Below are 16897 nucleotides of genomic sequence, written 5' to 3'. Positions count from 1 at the left end.
CCATGGCTCAGTCCGGTGACAAGCGCGGGCTGGCCTTCGCCGCCATCGTCGTGGTCATCGCCGCGGTCGGCGTCTACCTCACGATGTGGCCGAGCTCGGACGATCCGCCCGAGCAGGCCCCGGCCACGGGCACGACGTCCGCGTCTGCGCCCACGGCGGCGAGCAAGCCGCTGGCCACGGCCAGCGCCGCGCCGTTCGACGTCTACTCGTACCTGCCGATGAAGAAGGAGCAGCTGGCCGCGGCGGCGGACCTCGCCGAGCGCTTCACCGCCGTCTACGGCACCTTCAGGTACGACGAGGACCCGGCGGCGTACGCCACGAGGGTCAAGACGTTCACCACCGCCGAGCTGGGCAACATCCTCGCCCGGACGCTCACCTCGGCGGGCACCGTCCAGCAGAACCGCGACGACCAGATCGTCTCCCAGGCCACGGCCAGGCTGAAGGAGATCAGGCAGATCGAGAAGACCTCCATCGTGTTCGTCGTGACCGAGACCAGGCAGGTCACCGCGAAGAGCGGCAACCGGCAGGACGTCGAGGACCTGGCGGTCACGGTGAGCCAGCTCGGCGCCGACTGGCGGATCTTCGACGTGCTGCCCGCCACCGAGGGCCAGGACGGGGACAGCTAGCGGTGAAGTCCTCCCGAACCCGCCTGGCGCTGCTTCTCGGTCTCGCCGGGATCCTGCTGCTGGCCGCGATCATCATCTCGCCGATGCTGCTGGTCACGATGCCGTCCTTCCTGAACGGCGGCGGCGAGGGCTCGGTCGACTGCGAGGGCGGCACCCAGGTGCAGGAGGTGTCCGACTCGGGCGCCGCCGACATCCCGGGCGACTACCTCGACCTGTACAAGAAGTGGGGCAAGAAGATCGGCGTCCAGTGGACCATCCTGGCCGCCGTGGGCAAGCGCGAGACCGATCACGGCCGTTCCGACCTGCCCGGCGTCAAGAGCGGCACCAACTACGCGGGCGCGGCCGGCCCGATGCAGTTCCTGATCTCGACCTGGGGCGGCAAGGCGCAGATCCCGATCTCCTCGACGTTCAACGGGTACGCCTCCGACGGCGACGGCGACGGCGTGGGCGACGTCTACAACCCCGCCGACGCCATCCTCGGGGCCGCCAAGATGCTCAAGCGCAACGGCGCTCCCGAGAACGTCCGGCGGGCCCTGTTCACCTACAACCGCGCCTGGTGGTACGTCGACCAGGTCGAGGAGATCGCCAGGAAGTACGCCAAGTCGGGCGAGGTGGAGGTGCCGCCGCAGGCCGCCGAGGAGTGCGACGACCCCCTGGTGGCGGCCGCGCCCAGCGACGTCGTGGCCAAGATCCTGCAGTTCGCGCTGGCGCAGCGCGGAAAGCCGTACCTGTGGGGCGGCACCGGGCCGGACGCGTTCGACTGCTCGGGCATCATCTACGCGGCCTACCGGGCCGCCGGGCTGAGCATCCCGCGCACCACGTTCACGCAGTGGCCGTTCGGGGTGAAGGTGTCAGCGGGCGAGGAGGAGCCCGGTGACCTGGTGTTCTTCAACGCCGGTCCGGGCACGTCGGCCGACAATCCGGGTCATGTCGGGCTGGTCGTGTCGAAGGGCAAGATGCTGGAGGCCCGGTGCACGCTCTGCGGGCCGATCAAGGTCACGAGCTACCAGGCGCGCGACAACAAGGTGGGCTTCACCCGTCCCCTGCAGAACCCCGATGTGCTCGACCAGCTCAAGAAGCTGCAGAATCCCGCACTATGAGGATGACGAACGCATGAGCACGATCGTGGTCGCGGCGGTGATCGTCGCCCCCGGCGGCAGGGTGCTGGCCGCGCAGCGCGCCGCGCCGGCCGCGCTGGCCGGGGGCTGGGAGTTCCCCGGCGGCAAGGTGGACCCGGGGGAGAGCGAGGTGGCCGCGCTGGTCCGGGAGTGCCGCGAGGAGCTCGGCGTGGAGATCGCGGTGGGCGCGCGCGTGGGCGAGGACTGGGCGCTGTCGGACGGGTACGTCCTGCGCGTCTGGCTGGCCACGCTCACCTCCGGCACGCCCGAGGCCCGTGAGCACCTGGCTCTTCGCTGGCTGGGGCCGGGGGAGTACTACGACGTGGAGTGGCTGGGCGCCGACCTGCCGATCATGAAGACCGTGGAGAGTCTGCTTCAGCAGGATTAGACCGTCTCTCTCTGTGACATAACGATTACTACACGTGATTTGTCGCAGTGGGGGAGTGGAGTGATGCGGCGTGGCTGGATCCTTTCTGGAGCGCTGATCCTGGTGGCGTTGCCCTCCGTCCCCGTGGCGGCGGCGGGGGTGACGCTCGTGCTCGAACGCGTGAGCGGCCCCGAGGGTGTGGGCCAGTGGATCAGGACGGGTGACGTCCAGCGTTTCAGGGTCCGGCTCAACGGGATGGGCAAGGGGGCCAGGGTCGCGGTGGCGACCAGTCCGGCGGCGGCGTTGTCGGGGTTGGCGTGCCCGTCGCCCTCCGGTGCTTCCCGGCTGTCGGCCGGTGGGGTTGAGGGGGCCGAGGGTTCCGAGGCTTTTGGTGGGGTTCCGGCATCCGGAGGGGATCCCGTATCGGGGCCGTGGAGCGCCGGCGGTGCGACGGATCCGGATGCCGGGGCGTTCCGGGAGGAACCGGAGGGCCCGGATGGCCCGGAGGCGTGGCGGCCGGCGCCGGGCCGGCGCCTGACCCGCGCGGAGGCCGGTCAGTGGATGCCGCCGGATGGCGCGGCTCAGGGGATGCCGCACGCCGAGGACGGTCAGAGGGCGCCGCGCGCGGAGGCAGGACAGGGCGCGCCGTGGGCTGAAGCCGGTCAAGGCGCGCCGTGGGCTGCGGGCGGTCGGGGAGTGTCGCGGGCCGAGGACGGTCGGGGAGTGTCGCGGGCTGAGGACGGTCGCGAGATGTCCCGAGCTGAGGGCGGTCGGGGCGTTCCTCGGGTTGAGGGCGGTCGGGGGATGTCCCGGGTTGAGGGCGATTGGGGTGTGCCGCGGGCCGAGGGTGGCCAGGGGGCGTCTCGGGCTGAGGGTGGTCGTGGGATGTCTCGAGCCGAGGGTGGTCAGGGGATGTCTCAGGCCGAGGCTGGTCGAGGGGTGTTTCCGGCTGAGGGTGGGCCGGGTGGGGGGCAGGTCGGTGGGGGGCGGCAGGCGGCCGGGGTGCTGGCCGCGCGGGCGCTGGCCGGCGTGGAGGGCTCGGCTTCCGATGGCGGTACGCTGCCCGGCGCGCGGGTCTGCGCCCTTGGGCCGATCTTCGGGGAGCGGGCGTTGGACGTGACCTTCCAGGCGCCCGAGGGGGCCAAGGAGGTGGTGCTCGCGGCGGTGGCCAGGATGCGGACGCCCTCCGGTGGGCTGACCACCATCAACAGGACCACGTCCATGCAGGTCGCCGAGGAGATGCCGCGCGAGACCGCCACGATCAGCGGTCAGGCGGTGCCCGTTCCGGCCACGGCCCCCCACAAGCGGAGGCGGCCGGGCCGGCAGGTGGCAGGTGGACAGGGGCAGCAGGCGGGGGCTGCCGGGCTCCTCACGGGGACGGGCGGAGGCGTCGCCGGGCTGGCGCCGGGGGCGGGCGGAACGACGCGAGGCGGCCTCCCCAGCCTGACCGGTACGACGGCGGGAAAGGGTGGCCTCCCCGGAGGGGCCGGTACGACGGCGGGAAGGGGCGGCCTCCCTGGAGGGGCCGCAGGGTTGCCGATCACCGGTGGAGCCCGAGGGGCGCTTCCGCGCGTCGGCGGCGGGGGCGTGGCGCGGGCGCCGCGGCAGGGAGGCGCGGGCGGAACCCTGGGGGCGTTCCCGCGTGCGGGAGGCGTGGGCCAGGGCCTCGCCCCTGGAACGACCGGCCGGGCGCCCACCGGCGCCCGGGGGACGGCACGAAACGGCCTCCCCGGCGGCCTGACGGCGGGCAGCCTGCCTGGCGGCGCGGCGGGCAGCCTGTCCAGCGGACTCACGGGGCGCCTGCCAGGTGGTGCGGCGCACGGAGGGCTGTCCGGCGCGGCAGGGCTGGCGCAGGGTGGGGTGCCGGGGATGACCCATCAGAGCCTGCCCGGCGGTATGCCACCGGGGAGTGTGACCGGAGGCGTGGCGCCGGGGAGCGTTGCCGGGGGTGTGGCGCCGGGAGGCGTGGCCGGGGGCATGGTGCCCGGGGGTGTCGCCGGGGGCATGGCCCCGGGTGGTGTCGCCGGGGGTGTGGCGCAGGGGGGCGTCGGTGGCGGGGTGCAAGGGGGAGTGGTTCCCGGCGGCGGGGCGGTGAGTCTGGCGCCGGAGTCGGGGGCCGGGGCGCCTTGGCCGGTGCAGGTGGTGGAGGCGCGGAAACCGGTTCGTCCGGTCGCGTACACCAGCCCGCTGGACGGGCCGCGCGGCTTCTCGCTGGTCATCGGGGCGATCGGCGTCCTGCTGGGGGCCTTGTGGCTGGTTACGCGAGCAAAACGCCGCCATAAGCCGCGAAACGTATGGTAATTCCGTCTTTACTGTTGCTTTGACCCGACTAGTATTCCCTTGACCATGGTTCCGGGACTATGCGGAGGGCTCCGGTGGCACGCACGCGAGCGACGGCCGTGTCCGCGATCGTCCTAGCGCTCGGGCTCACGGGCGTCGGCGTGGCCCCCTTCGTCGGTCAGAGCGCGAGCGCCTCGGTCAGCCGCGCGGCGTTCGACCCGGCGGTGGAGCCGTGCGACGCGGGCCAGACCTGTGATCCGCAGACCACGGTCACGGTCACGACGACGTTGGGCACGCCCACGCCGGAGGAGGCTCCGGAGACGACGATCACGCACACCGTCACCGCGAGCCCGACGAAGACCACGAAGGCCCCGAAGCCGCCCAAGACCACTACGGCCCCCACGCCCCCGCCCGTCCAGGAGACGACGCAGCAGCCGCTGGCGCCCCTGCCCACCGCGCAGACCACGGCCGGTCCGCTGCCCACGGAGCAGACGACGGAGCCGTCCGTCGAGATGCCGTCCGTCGCGCCGACGGACTCGCCCACCACGACCGCCCCGCTGACGGCCGACACCGCCCCGACCACGGACTCGGTCCAGCTCGAGGTGCGCGCGGCCGCGCCGGAGTTCGACCAGAAGTCGCTGACGCAGAAGCTCAGCATCCCCGCGCTGGTGCTGGTCCTGCTCGCGCTGTTCGCGGTGCTCATCTTCGAGGGACGGCTGCGCCGCATGGCCCACGCGGCGGCCGTGCGCAAGGCGGGCCCCCCGATGGCCTCCCCGATGGGCCGCCCGGACGCGCCCCCGCCCGGCTACCCCGCCGGACCCGGTTACGCCACGGCGTCCTTCCCCGCCCCCGGCTACCCGGGAGGCACGGCGTACGCGCCGATCATCAGCTTCGTCCCGATCCAGACCTACCCGGCCGGTCAGCCCGGTTACGGCCCGGCCCACCACGACCCGGCCTACCACGACCCGTACGGGCCCCAGGGCGGCTACCCGCCCGAGCCGGCGCCGACCGTGCCCGCCAACATGCCCGCCACCATGCCGGCGACCGCGCCCGAGCCCGTCGTGCTGCACCCGGACGAGTTCGACTCCTACAACGAGCCGCCGCAGCCCGCCCAGGACTACCGTGACCCGTTCGAGCCGCTGATCCCGGCCGAGCAGCCGCCCGCCGAGATCCCCCCGGGCGGCGGGAAGCCGTACGAGGACGAGCGCGAGTTCCCGCTCGCCCCGGCGGCGGCGGCCGAGAGCGGCGACTCCGAGCCCTGGCAGCAGGGCCCGTCCCTGTTCGAGCCGAAGCAGCCGGTGCAGCCCCGACCGCCGGTGCGACCGCAGGGCGAGCAGCCGGAGCCGCCGGAGGGCTACCGGCCGCCGCCGTACCTGCCGCCGGAGGGGGACGCCGCGACGGTCGTCCAGCCGTTGCCGCCGCAGCCCCCGGAGGGCGCCACCAAGGAGATGCAGGACCCCAAGCACCGGAAGAAGCGCTGGGGCCGCAAGTAGCACAAAGCGGAAGCGGGGGCCGGATCCGTCCGGCCCCCGCTTCCGCTTTCTCCGCCTACTTGGCGCGCTTGAAGATCTTGTTGCCCAGCCAGACCAGCGGGTCGTACTTGCGGTCGGCCACGCGCTCCTTCATCGGGATCAGCGCGTTGTCAGTGATCTTGATGTGCTCGGGGCAGACCTCGGTGCAGCACTTGGTGATGTTGCAGTAGCCGAGCCCGTGCTCCTCCTGGGCGGCCTCCTGCCGGTCGGCCACGTCGTACGGGTGCATGTCCAGCTCGGCGATCCGCATGAGGAAACGCGGACCGGCGAAGGCCGGCTTGTTCTCCTCGTGGTCGCGGATCACGTGGCAGACGTTGTTGCACATGAAGCACTCGATGCACTTGCGGAACTCCTGCGAGCGCTCGACGTCGACCTGCTGCATGCGGTACTCGCCGGGCCGGACGCCCGCCGGCGGGGTGAACGAGGGGATCTCGCGGGCCTTCTGGTAGTTGAAGGACACGTCGGTGACCAGGTCTTTGATGACGGGGAAGGTCCGCATCGGGGTGACCGTGATGGTCTCGTCCTCGGAGAAGGTGGACATCCGGGTCATGCAGCCCAGGCGCGGCTTGCCGTTGATCTCCATGCTGCACGAGCCGCACTTGCCGGCCTTGCAGTTCCAGCGCACCGCCAGGTCGGGGGCCTGCGTGGCCTGCAGCCGGTGGATGATGTCGAGGACGACCTCGCCCTCGTTCACCTCGACCGTGAAGTCCTCGAGCTTGCCCTCGCCGCCCTCACCACGCCAGACCTTGAACTTCGCCTTGTAACTCATTTGGCAATCCCGTCGAACTCGGCCATCTCTTCGTCGGTGAGGTACTTCTTCAGCTCGTCCCGGTCGAACAGGGTGATCAGGTCCTCGCGCATGGACGACTGGACCTTCTCCACGACCTGGACGTCGTTGCCGTCCGCGGTGGAGCAGACGAGCAGCTTGCGGCGCCATTCCGGGTTCATCCCGGGGAAGTCGTCGCGGGTGTGGCCGCCGCGGCTCTCCTCGCGCAGGAGGGCGGCGCGGGCCACGCACTCGGAGACCAGGACCATGTTCCGCAGGTCGATGGCCAGGTGCCAGCCGGGGTTGTAGATCCGCGAGCCGGCCGCGCCGACCTGGCGCACCCGCTCCTTGAGCTTCTCCACGACCTCCATGGCCTCGGAGACCTCCTCGGCCTTGCGGATGATGCCGACCAGCTCGTTCATCGTCCGCTGGAGCTCGTGGTGCACCTCGTACGGGTTCTCGCCGTCGCGCTGGAGGGGCGCCAGGGCCTCCTCGCGGGCCGCGTCCACGAGCTCCTGGACGACCTTGGGGCGGGCCTTGAGCCCGTCGACGTAGGCCGCCGCGCCCGCGCCCGCGCGCCGCCCGAACACCAGCAGGTCGGACAGCGAGTTGCCGCCCAGCCGGTTGGACCCGTGCATGCCGCCGGACACCTCGCCCGCCGCGAACAGGCCGGGCACGGCCGCCGCGCCGGTGTCGGCGTCGACCTCGACGCCGCCCATGATGTAGTGGCAGGTCGGGCCCACCTGCATGGGCTCGGCGGTGATGTCGACGTCGGCCAGCTCCTTGAACTGGTGGTGCATCGACGGCAGCCGCTTCTTGATCTCCTCGGCCGGCAGGCGGGTGGAGACGTCGAGGAAGACGCCGCCCTGGGGCGATCCGCGGCCCGCCTTGACCTCGGCGTTGATCGCGCGGGCCACCTCGTCACGCGGCAGGAGCTCCGGCGGGCGCCGGTTGTTGGCCTGGTCGGTGTACCAGCGGTCGCCCTCCTCCTCGGTGGTGGCGTACTTGTCCTTGAACACCTCGGGGATGTAGTCGAACATGAAGCGCTTGCCCTCGGAGTTGCGCAGCACGCCGCCGTCGCCCCGGACGGACTCGGTGACGAGGATGCCGCGCACCGACGGCGGCCAGACCATCCCGGTGGGGTGGAACTGGATGAACTCCATGTTGATCAGGTTGGCGCCGGCGAGCAGGGCCAGGGCGTGGCCGTCGCCGGTGTACTCCCAGGAGTTGGAGGTGACGACGTACGACTTGCCGATGCCGCCGGTGGCCAGGACCACGGCGGGGGCGTCGAACAGCAGGAAGTTGCCGGTCTCGCGCCAGTAGCCGAACGCGCCGGAGATGCGGTCGCCGTCCTTCAGCAGGCGGGTGACCGTGCACTCGGCGAAGACCTTGATGTAGGCCTCGTGGTCGCCGTGCGTCTCGAAGTCCTCCTGCTGCAGCGCGACGACCCGCTGCTGGAGGGTGCGGATCAGCTCCAGGCCGGTACGGTCGCCCACGTGTGCGAGCCGCGGGTACTCGTGACCGCCGAAGTTCCGCTGGCTGATCTTGCCGTCCTTGGTGCGGTCGAACAGCGCGCCCCACGCCTCCAGCTCCCAGACGCGGTCGGGGGCCTCCTTGGCGTGCAGCTCGGCCATGCGCCAGTTGTTGAGGAACTTGCCGCCCCGCATGGTGTCACGGAAGTGCACCATCCAGTTGTCGTCGGAGTTGACGTTCCCCATCGCGGCGGCCGCGCCGCCCTCGGCCATGACGGTGTGGGCCTTGCCGAACAGCGACTTGCAGACGATCGCCGTGCGCTTGCCCTGCTGACGGGCCTCGATGGCGGCCCGCAGCCCGGCGCCGCCCGCACCGATGACGACGACGTCGTATTCGTGACGCTCGATTTCCACTGGAAGAAGTCCTTTATGCGAACGGGAAGGCGATGACGCCCTTGGCGACCATGCGGACGTAGAAGTCGGCGATCATGACCGAGAACATCGAGGCCCAGGCGAGCTGCTGGTGCTTGGCGTTGAGCTTGGAGACGAACGTCCAGGCCTTGTAGCGCAGCGGGTGACGGGAGAAGTGGTTGAGCCTGCCCGCGGTGATGTGCCTGCAGGAGTGGCACGACAACGTGTACGTGTTGATCAGCACGGCGTTGACGACCAGGATCCAGGTGCCGAGGCCCTGCGGCTTGTGCACCAGCGCCAGGACGGCGTCGTAGGCCAGCACGAGGCCGATCACGATGGCCGCGTAGAAGAAGTACCGGTGGATGTTCTGCAGGATCAGCGGGAACCGGGTCTCACCGGTGTACTTGCCGTGCGGCTCCTGGACGGCGCACGCGGCCGGCGACAGCCAGAACGACCGGTAGTACGACTTGCGGTAGTAGTAACACGTGAGCCGGAACCCGCCCGGCAGGCCGAGGATGAGCAGCCCCGGCGGCAGGGTGAACCAGTCGCCGATCGGCGCCCACCCGAACAGCCGCGCGCCCTCGGGGCACGCCGTGGTCAGACAGGGCGAGGCGAACGGGGCGATGTACGGATCGACGAAATAACTGCCGTCGATGATCGCCCACACGCCGTAGACGAGGAACGAGCTGAGCCCGAGGAAGGTCAGCAGCGGGACCAGCCACCACCTGTCGGTGCGCAGCGTGCGCACCCTCACCTGGGCACGTTGCCTTCTGAGCGGGGCTTCGGGCGTCGTCTGGGTCATCGCGGACCTCTCCACCTCCCGCGGACCCTGCACACAGGGGGGTCCGGGTCGTTTCACTGGGCGCGCGTACGGCGGGTGCGGTACCGCTCTGGGCGCGTATTGGTGGGGGATACGTTACGACGACCGCATACGATTTTGTGAGCGGGGTCACTCACTTTTTCGATGACCCACTGTGATTCCTGTCACGTATACGCGTCAGGGCCGCGGGCCGGGGGCCGGCAGCTTCACAACGGTCACGAAAAAATCATCTATTTGCCGGACAACACGGATAAATTGCTCGAAATCCACCGGCTTCGCGACATAGGCGTTGGCGTGCAGCCGGTAGCTGTGCAGGATGTCCTCCTCCGCCTCCGAGGTCGTCAGGATCACCACGGGGATCGTCCGCAGGGCGGCGTCGGCCTTGACCTCGCTCAGCACCTCCAGGCCGTTCATCCGGGGCAGGTTGAGGTCGAGCAGGATCAGGTCGGGCCGCGGCGCGCCGGCGTAGGCGCCCTCCCGCCGCAGGTACGCCATCGCCTGCTCGCCGTCGTTGACCACGTTGAGCCGGTTGCGCACCTTGTTGAGGTCGAACGCCTCCCTGGTGAGCAGGATGTCCCCCTGGTCGTCCTCCACGAGGAGCACGTCGATCGGGCGCCAGTCCGTCATGCGTCGCCTCCCGCCGCCGGCAGCGTCCAGCGGAACGTCGTGCCCTGATCGGCCGGTTCAGCGTCGAGCCAGAGCTGCCCGCCGTGGTACTCGACGATCTTCCGGCAGAGCGCCAGGCCGATGCCGGTGCCGGGGTACACGTCCCGGGGGTGGAGCCGCTGGAAGATCAGGAAGATGCGGTCGGCGTACTTGGGGTCGACGCCGATGCCGTTGTCGGAGCAGCTGAACTCCCACATGTCGCCCTTCCGCTCGGCCGTCAGGCGCACGCGCGGCGGGTCCTCGGAGCGGAACTTGATCGCGTTCTCGACGAGGTTCTGGAAGAGCTGCGTGAGCTGCATCCGGTTGCCCTCGACCACGGGCAGGTCGTCGCGGGTGACGGTGGCGCCGGTGTCCTCGATCGTGGCCGACAGGTTCTCCAGGGCCCGGTCCAGGGCCTGGCCGGGGTCGGTCGGCACCCGCTCGCCGCTCACCCGGCCCACCCGGGAGAAGTCGAGCAGGTCGTTGATCAGGAGCTGCATGCGCTTGGCGCCGTCGACCGCGTAGTGGATGTACTGGCGGGCGCGGTCGTCGAGCTGCGGGCCGTACCGCTGCTCCAGCATCTGGGTGAAGCTGGCGACCTTGCGCAGCGGCTCCTGCAGGTCGTGGCTGGCGACGTAGGCGAACTGCTCCAGCTCGCCGTTGGACCTGCGCAGCTCGTCGGCCTGGTCGGCGGCCCCGCGCCAGGCCGAGACGATGCGGCGGCGCATGGAGTCGACGTGGCTGGACAGCTCGCTCAGCTCGGCCGGCCGGTCGACGCCGAGCCGGTGGTCGAAGTCGCCGGCGGCGACCGTGCGGACCTGCTCGGTGAGCTGGTCGATGGGCTTGAGCACGGCGTACCTGATCACGAACGCCAGGCCCGCCCCGCCCGCCAGCAGCACCGCGAACAGCACGATCAGCGCCACGTTGAGCCGGTCGAGCTGGGCGGCGATCTCCGGCCTCGGCCCCAGGGCCCGCGCGTGCGCGATCATCGACATGGTGACCACCACGCCGGTCGCGAACGCGAACCCCGCCAGCACGCCGATGGCCAGGAACCAGCGGGCCGCCGGCAGCCTGCCGAGCCCGGTCGGCGCCTTCGGCGGCGGCAGCGGGTGGATGCTCATGCCTTCCTCCTCGACACCAAGACCACCGCGAGATCGTCGCTGAGCGTGCCGGCGTGCCTGATCAGCCGGTCGAGGTCGATCACGCCGTGCTCGCGCACCAGCCCGACCAGGCCCTCCACGCCGAGCAGCTCCTTCTGCCCGCCGACGGCCGCCTCGATCAGGCCGTCGGTGTAGAGCATGATCGACCAGTCCTCGCCCAGGGGCACGTCGATGACCGTCCACTCGGCGTCGGGGAAGATGCCGAGCGGCGGCCCCGAGGGCGTGCCGGCCAGCACCGCGGGCACGCCGTCGCGGACCAGCACCGGCGGCGGGTGCCCGACCACGCGCATCCGGGCCCGGCGCAGGTCGGGCGTGAAGGTGGCCATGCAGAGCGTGGTGAAGATCTCGGGCGCCTTGCGCTCGGCGCGCAGGAGGGCGTCCATCGTGCGCAGCAGCGTGTCGTCGGTCTGCCCGGCCAGCACCAGCGTGCGCCAGGCGATGCGCAGCGCCACGCCGAGCGCGGCCTCGTCGGGCCCGTGGCCGCAGACGTCGCCCACCACGACGTGCACCGCGCCGTCGGCGGTCTGGACCATGTCGAGGAAGTCGCCGCCCAGCAGGGTTCCCTGGTTGCCCGGCAGGTAACGGATCTGGTGCGTGATCGCCTCGGTGCGCAGCAGGGGCACGGGCAGCAGGCCGCTCTCGAGGCGGGCGTTCTCCTTGGCGGTCAGCTCGGCCTCGAACAGCCTGAGCTGGGCCAGGTCGGCGCGCTTGCGCTCCATGGCGTACCTGATCGACCTGGCCAGCAGGCGGGCGTCGATGTCCTGCTTGACCAGGTAGTCCTGGGCGCCCGCCTGGACGGCGGCCACGCCGACGTGCACGTCCCTGAGGCCGGTGAGGACCAGGACGGCCGCGTGCGGCGCCAGCGCCAGCACCTCCTCCAGCGCCTCCAGCCTGCTGGCGTCGGGCAGGGTGAGGTCGACGAGAACGCACTGGATCGTCGGGTCGAGCTTGGCCTTGGCCTCCTGGAGGCTGCGCGCCCAGAAGATCGTCGGTGGCGCCTCGGCCTGGTTGAGCAGTTCTTCGACGAGGAAGGCGTCGCCGTCGTCGTCCTCGATGAGGAGCAGTGTCAGCGGCTCGTTGAGGTTTGCCGTCACACAATGCCTTCCCGGGGGAGTCGGGCTGTTGCTGCTCATTCTGCGATGAGCTCGACCCCTTGCGGAAGCGTGCCTTCCTGTCCGGCCTCGACCACGAAGGCGAGCAGGGTCTCCCGGAACGCCTGCGCCGCCCTGGTGGGCTCGACGTCCTTGCGGTGGGCCAGGGCGATCGTCCGGCTCAGGCCGGGCGGGGCCAGCGGCGTGCCGGACAGGCCCGGCCGCCCGTCGAGCACCATCGACGGCACCACCGCCACGCCGAGCCCCGCCTCCACGAACCGCAGCACCGCGTCCATCTCGCCGCCCTGCACCGAGAACCGGGGCTCGAACCCGGCCTGGCGGCAGGCGGTGAGGGTGGCCTCGCGCAGGTCGTAACCGCGCCGGAACATCACCATCTGCCGGCCGCGCAGGTCCTCGATCCGCAGGTACGGCCCCCGCGCCCGCTCGTGCGAGGGCGAGACCACCACCAGGTTCTCCCGCAGGATCTCCTCGGTCACCAGGGACGGGTCGTCGCTCTGCAGCGGCATGATGATCAGCGACAGGTCGAGCTGCCCCCTGGCCAGCGCCCTGACCAGGTCACGCGAGCCGCCCTCCTCCACCAGCAGCTCCACCCCCGGGTAGGCCCGGTGGAAGCGCGCCAGCGCGTCGGCCAGCAGGCCCGCGCACAACGACGGCGTGGCCCCCAGCCGCACCCGGCCCCGGCGCAGCCCGGCCAGCTCGGCCACCTCCTGCCGGGCGGTGTCGGCGTCGGCCAGCATCCGGCGGGCCAGCGGCAGCAGCGCCTCGCCCGCGGCCGTCAGCGTGACGTTGCCGCGCGCGCGGGAGAACAGCGGGGCGCCGAGGTCGTGCTCCAGAGCCTTGATCTGCTTGCTGAGCGAGGGCTGGGCGACCCGCATGCGCTCGGCCGCCTGGGTGAAGTGCCTGGTCTCCGCGACCGCGACGAAGTAGGCCAGCTGCTGCAACTGCATGTGATTTTCCTCGCACCGGCCGAGCATTTTTCCTTATGCCGACCGTATAAACCAAGCATCATAGCCGGAAGCTATGGAAACCAGATCCGCGATGACTTGGACGGATCATTGCTGGATACCTAGCGTTCAAACGTGACTGCCACGATAGAGCGCGGCGCCGCCACCGCGCCTGTTAACGCCCCCAAGGGTGCCTCGCCCGCACCGACGTCCAAGAAGCCGAGCCGGTTCCTGAGCTCGTCGAACGGCAAGAAAGTCGTCATGGCCGTCACGGGCGCCGTGATGGTGTCCTTCCTCGTCCTGCACATGCTGGGCAACCTGAAGATCTTCCTCGGCAAGGACTCGTTCAACGAGTACGCCGTCGCCCTGCGCACGCTCCTTGAGCCCATCGCGCCGTACCGGACGGTGCTGACGATCCTGGAGATCGGGCTCGTCGTCTCGGTCGTGCTGCACATGTGGGCCGCGATCTCGCTGGCGCGCAAGGCGGCCAAGGCCCGTCCGGTCAAGTACGTGGCCAAGAAGTCGCAGGCCAACGGCTACGCCACGCACATCATGCGGTTCGGCGGCCTGACGATCCTGCTGTTCGTGATCTGGCACCTGCTCGACCTGACCTTCGGCGTCGTCAACCCCAAGGGCTTCGACTCCGAGCCCGCCGAGCGCATGGTCGCCGGCTTCGACCCGTCCCGCTGGTGGGTGACCCTCATCTACCTCGTGGCCGTCGTCATGGTCGGCCTGCACCTGCGGCACGGCATCTGGAGCGCCTTCCAGACGCTGGGCTGGGCCAACCGCAGCCGCTACCGCGGCCTGCGCCTGACGGCCGCCCTCGTCTCGGCGGTCCTGGTCGTCGGCTTCCTGGCCCCGCCCCTCGCCATCACGTTCGGAGTTGTGAAGTGAAGTACACCGAAGGCTCGGAGATCCGGGACACCAAGGCGCCCGCCGGTCCCATCGAGGAGCGGTGGGAGAAGCGGAAGTTCAGCGCCAAGCTGGTCAACCCGGCCAACAAGCGCAAGCTCAACGTGATCGTCGTCGGCACCGGACTGGCGGGCGGCTCGGCCGCGGCGACCCTGGGCGAGCTGGGCTACAACGTCAAGTCGTTCTGCTACCAGGACACGCCCCGGCGCGCCCACTCCATCGCCGCCCAGGGCGGCATCAACGCCGCCAAGAACTACCGCGGCGACGGCGACTCGATCTACCGGCTCTTCTACGACACCGTCAAGGGCGGCGACTTCCGCGCCCGCGAGTCGAACGTCTACCGCCTGGCCCAGGTGTCGGTGAACATCATCGACCAGGCCGTGGCCCAGGGCGTGCCGTTCGCCCGCGAGTACGGCGGCCTGCTGGACACCCGCTCGTTCGGCGGCGCCCAGGTCTCCCGCACGTTCTACGCCCGCGGCCAGACGGGCCAGCAGCTCCTGCTGGGCGCCTACCAGGCGCTGGAGCGGCAGATCGCGGCCGGGACCGTGGAGATGCACACCCGCCACGAGATGCTCGACCTGATCGTCTCCGACGGCCGGGCGCGCGGCGTCATCGTGCGCGACATGGTGACTGGCGAGATCGAGCGGCACCTGGCCGACGCCGTGGTGCTGGCCACCGGCGGTTACGGCAACGTGTTCTTCCTGTCCACGAACGCCAAGGGCTGCAACACGACGGCCATCTGGCGGGCGCACGAGCGCGGGGCGTACTTCGCCAACCCGTGCTACACGCAGATCCACCCGACCTGCATCCCGGTCTCCGGCGAGTACCAGTCGAAGCTGACGCTGATGTCGGAGTCGCTGCGCAACGACGGCCGCGTGTGGGTGCCGCTGCGCAAGGACGACGACCGGGCCCCCGGCGACATCCCGGAGGAGGAGCGCGACTACTACCTGGAGCGCATCTACCCGGCCTTCGGCAACCTCGTCCCGCGTGACATCGCCTCCCGGGCCGCCAAGAACGTCTGCGACGAGGGTCGCGGCGTCGGCCCCGGCGGGCTGGGCGTCTACCTCGACTTCCGCGACGCCATCGGCCGGCTCGGCCGCGACGCCGTGGAGAAGAAGTACGGCAACCTCTTCGAGATGTACGAGCGCATCACCGGCGAGAACCCGTACGACGTGCCGATGCGCATCTACCCCGCCGTCCACTACACGATGGGCGGCCTGTGGGTGGACTACGACCTGCAGTCCACGATCCCCGGCCTGTTCGTGATCGGCGAGGCCAACTTCTCCGACCACGGCGCGAACCGGCTCGGCGCCTCGGCGCTGATGCAGGGCCTGGCCGACGGGTACTTCGTGCTGCCCACCACGATCGGCGACTACCTGGCCAACGGCCCGTACGGCGAGGTGGACGAGGAGGCCGTGGCCGAGGCGGAGATCAAGGTCCGGACCCGGATCGACCGCCTGATGTCGGTGAACGGCACCCGCACCCCCGACTCCTTCCACCGCGAGCTGGGCAAGCTCATGTGGGACTACTGCGGCATGGAGCGCACCGAGGAGTCGCTGCGCAAGGCCCTGGAGCGCATCCCCGAGCTGCGCGAGGAGTTCTGGAAGAACGTCAAGGTGTCCGGCACCGCCGAGGAGCTGAACCAGGTCCTGGAGAAGGCCGGCCGCGTCGCCGACTTCTTCGACCTGGCCGAGCTCATGTGCCTGGACGCCCTCGTCCGCACCGAGTCCTGCGGCGGCCACTTCCGCGCCGAGTCGCAGGACCCCGACGGCGAGGCCCTGCGCGACGACGAGCACTTCGCGCACGTCTCGGCCTGGGAGCGCACGCCCTCCGGCGAGACGGTGCTGCACAAGGAACCGCTCGAGTACGAGTACGTCAAGATGACCCAGCGGAGCTACAAGTGAACCTGACCCTCAAGGTCTGGCGTCAGAGCGCCCCCTCGGACGCCGGGCGCATGGTGACGTACCGGGTGGAGGACGTGTCCCCGGACATGTCGTTCCTGGAGATGCTGGACGTGCTGAACGAACGGCTGATCCTGGAGGGCGACGACCCGATCGCCTTCGACCACGACTGCCGCGAGGGCATCTGCGGCATGTGCGGCATGGTCATCAACGGCGTGGCGCACGGCGAGCAGCGCGCCACGACGACCTGCCAGCTGCACATGCGCCACTTCGAGGACGGCGCCGAGATCACCATCGAGCCGTGGCGCGCCGCGCCGTTCCCGGTGGTCAAGGACCTGGTCGTGGACCGCAGCGCGTTCGACCGCATCATCCAGGCGGGCGGCTTCGTCTCGGTCCCGGCCGGCTCGGCCCCGGACGCGCACAGCGTCCCGGTGCGCAAGGAGGACGCCGACGCCGCGTTCGACGCCGCGACCTGCATCGGCTGCGGCGCCTGCGTGGCCGCCTGCCCGAACGGCTCGGCCTCCCTGTTCACCGCCGCCAAGATCACCCACCTCAGCCTGCTGCCCCAGGGCCAGCCCGAGCGCCTGACCCGCGCGAAGGCCATGGTGGACCAGATGGACGCCGAGGGCTTCGGCGGCTGCACGAACACCGGCGAGTGCACGGCGGTCTGCCCCAAGGGCATCCCGCTGGACACCATTGCCCAGATGAACAGCGACTACCTCAAGGCCAACGCCAAGTAGGCCAGGTCGAGCAGGCCCCGTCCCGGAACGCCACCGGAGGCGGGGCTTCTGCTTTTTCCGGCGAGCTGTAACAACACGGACGTTCCCACCA

14 protein-coding genes are annotated in these 16897 nt (G+C 70.7%); 7 read left to right on the top strand and 7 right to left on the bottom strand.

From position 1 onward, the window contains the following. Positions 1 to 2 precede the first annotated feature (2 nt). The 4 genes from ACIBK9_RS24230 (at position 3) to ACIBK9_RS24215 (ending at position 5884) form a co-directional block, all read left to right on the top strand. Positions 3 to 626: a hypothetical protein gene (locus ACIBK9_RS24230; protein WP_352352929.1), complete on the top strand. Its 624-nt coding sequence runs from the start codon at positions 3 to 5 to the stop codon at positions 624 to 626. A 2-nt stretch (positions 627 to 628) separates the two neighbouring features. Further along, complete coding sequence (locus tag ACIBK9_RS24225; protein WP_358294436.1) at positions 629 to 1726, top strand: bifunctional lytic transglycosylase/C40 family peptidase; 1098 nt, start codon at positions 629 to 631, stop codon at positions 1724 to 1726. A gap of 13 nt (positions 1727 to 1739) precedes the next feature. Beyond that, entirely contained in the window at positions 1740 to 2132 is a 393-nt protein-coding gene (locus tag ACIBK9_RS24220) for a (deoxy)nucleoside triphosphate pyrophosphohydrolase (protein ID WP_358294435.1), read from the top strand. A 2354-nt stretch (positions 2133 to 4486) separates the two neighbouring features. Next, positions 4487 to 5884 (top strand): hypothetical protein, encoded by a 1398-nt coding sequence (locus tag ACIBK9_RS24215; protein WP_397161266.1) that lies wholly within the window; start codon positions 4487 to 4489, stop codon positions 5882 to 5884. Between the two features lie 55 nt (positions 5885 to 5939). Here ACIBK9_RS24215 and ACIBK9_RS24210 read toward each other — a convergent pair whose 3' ends face one another. From ACIBK9_RS24210 to ACIBK9_RS24180, 7 genes are all read right to left on the bottom strand, one after another. Further along, positions 5940 to 6692, bottom strand: coding sequence for a succinate dehydrogenase/fumarate reductase iron-sulfur subunit (locus ACIBK9_RS24210; RefSeq protein ID WP_397161264.1), 753 nt, complete (start codon positions 6690 to 6692; stop codon positions 5940 to 5942). Continuing rightward, the gene (locus tag ACIBK9_RS24205; RefSeq protein ID WP_397161262.1) at positions 6689 to 8575 is read right to left on the bottom strand and encodes a fumarate reductase/succinate dehydrogenase flavoprotein subunit; all 1887 of its coding nucleotides are present in this window, start codon (positions 8573 to 8575) and stop codon (positions 6689 to 6691) included. The genes ACIBK9_RS24210 and ACIBK9_RS24205 overlap by 4 nt, the downstream gene beginning before the upstream one ends. A gap of 13 nt (positions 8576 to 8588) precedes the next feature. Next, positions 8589 to 9374, bottom strand: coding sequence for a hypothetical protein (locus tag ACIBK9_RS24200; RefSeq protein ID WP_352324159.1), 786 nt, complete (start codon positions 9372 to 9374; stop codon positions 8589 to 8591). 195 nt (positions 9375 to 9569) lie between these two features. After that, entirely contained in the window at positions 9570 to 10019 is a 450-nt protein-coding gene (locus ACIBK9_RS24195; RefSeq protein ID WP_352352922.1) for a response regulator, read from the bottom strand. After that, a complete protein-coding gene (locus tag ACIBK9_RS24190; protein ID WP_397161259.1) occupies positions 10016 to 11158 on the bottom strand; it encodes an ATP-binding protein in 1143 nt (380 codons plus the stop codon). Before ACIBK9_RS24190 ends, ACIBK9_RS24195 begins: the two co-directional genes overlap by 4 nt. Next, complete coding sequence (locus ACIBK9_RS24185) at positions 11155 to 12291, bottom strand: PP2C family protein-serine/threonine phosphatase (RefSeq protein ID WP_397161257.1); 1137 nt, start codon at positions 12289 to 12291, stop codon at positions 11155 to 11157. The genes ACIBK9_RS24190 and ACIBK9_RS24185 overlap by 4 nt, the downstream gene beginning before the upstream one ends. A gap of 35 nt (positions 12292 to 12326) precedes the next feature. Then, a complete protein-coding gene (locus ACIBK9_RS24180; protein ID WP_397161255.1) occupies positions 12327 to 13256 on the bottom strand; it encodes a LysR family transcriptional regulator in 930 nt (309 codons plus the stop codon). A gap of 132 nt (positions 13257 to 13388) precedes the next feature. Here ACIBK9_RS24180 and ACIBK9_RS24175 point away from each other — a divergent pair, with 132 nt between their 5' ends. From ACIBK9_RS24175 to ACIBK9_RS24165, 3 genes are read left to right on the top strand one after another with little or no spacing between them, the layout of a single operon-like run. Further along, positions 13389 to 14147, top strand: coding sequence for a succinate dehydrogenase cytochrome b subunit (locus ACIBK9_RS24175; RefSeq protein ID WP_352324154.1), 759 nt, complete (start codon positions 13389 to 13391; stop codon positions 14145 to 14147). Beyond that, positions 14144 to 16069, top strand: coding sequence for a fumarate reductase/succinate dehydrogenase flavoprotein subunit (locus ACIBK9_RS24170; protein ID WP_352352917.1), 1926 nt, complete (start codon positions 14144 to 14146; stop codon positions 16067 to 16069). Before ACIBK9_RS24175 ends, ACIBK9_RS24170 begins: the two co-directional genes overlap by 4 nt. Then, the gene (locus tag ACIBK9_RS24165; protein WP_352352916.1) at positions 16066 to 16806 is read left to right on the top strand and encodes a succinate dehydrogenase/fumarate reductase iron-sulfur subunit; all 741 of its coding nucleotides are present in this window, start codon (positions 16066 to 16068) and stop codon (positions 16804 to 16806) included. Before ACIBK9_RS24170 ends, ACIBK9_RS24165 begins: the two co-directional genes overlap by 4 nt. The last annotated feature ends 91 nt before the right edge of the window (positions 16807 to 16897 follow it).

This window comes from Nonomuraea sp. NPDC050227 (genome assembly GCF_044459705.1).
In the GTDB taxonomy this organism is placed as follows: domain Bacteria; phylum Actinomycetota; class Actinomycetes; order Streptosporangiales; family Streptosporangiaceae; genus Nonomuraea.
Note: the sequence above shows the minus strand (reverse complement) of the source record. Positions and strands in the feature narration are given on the sequence as shown.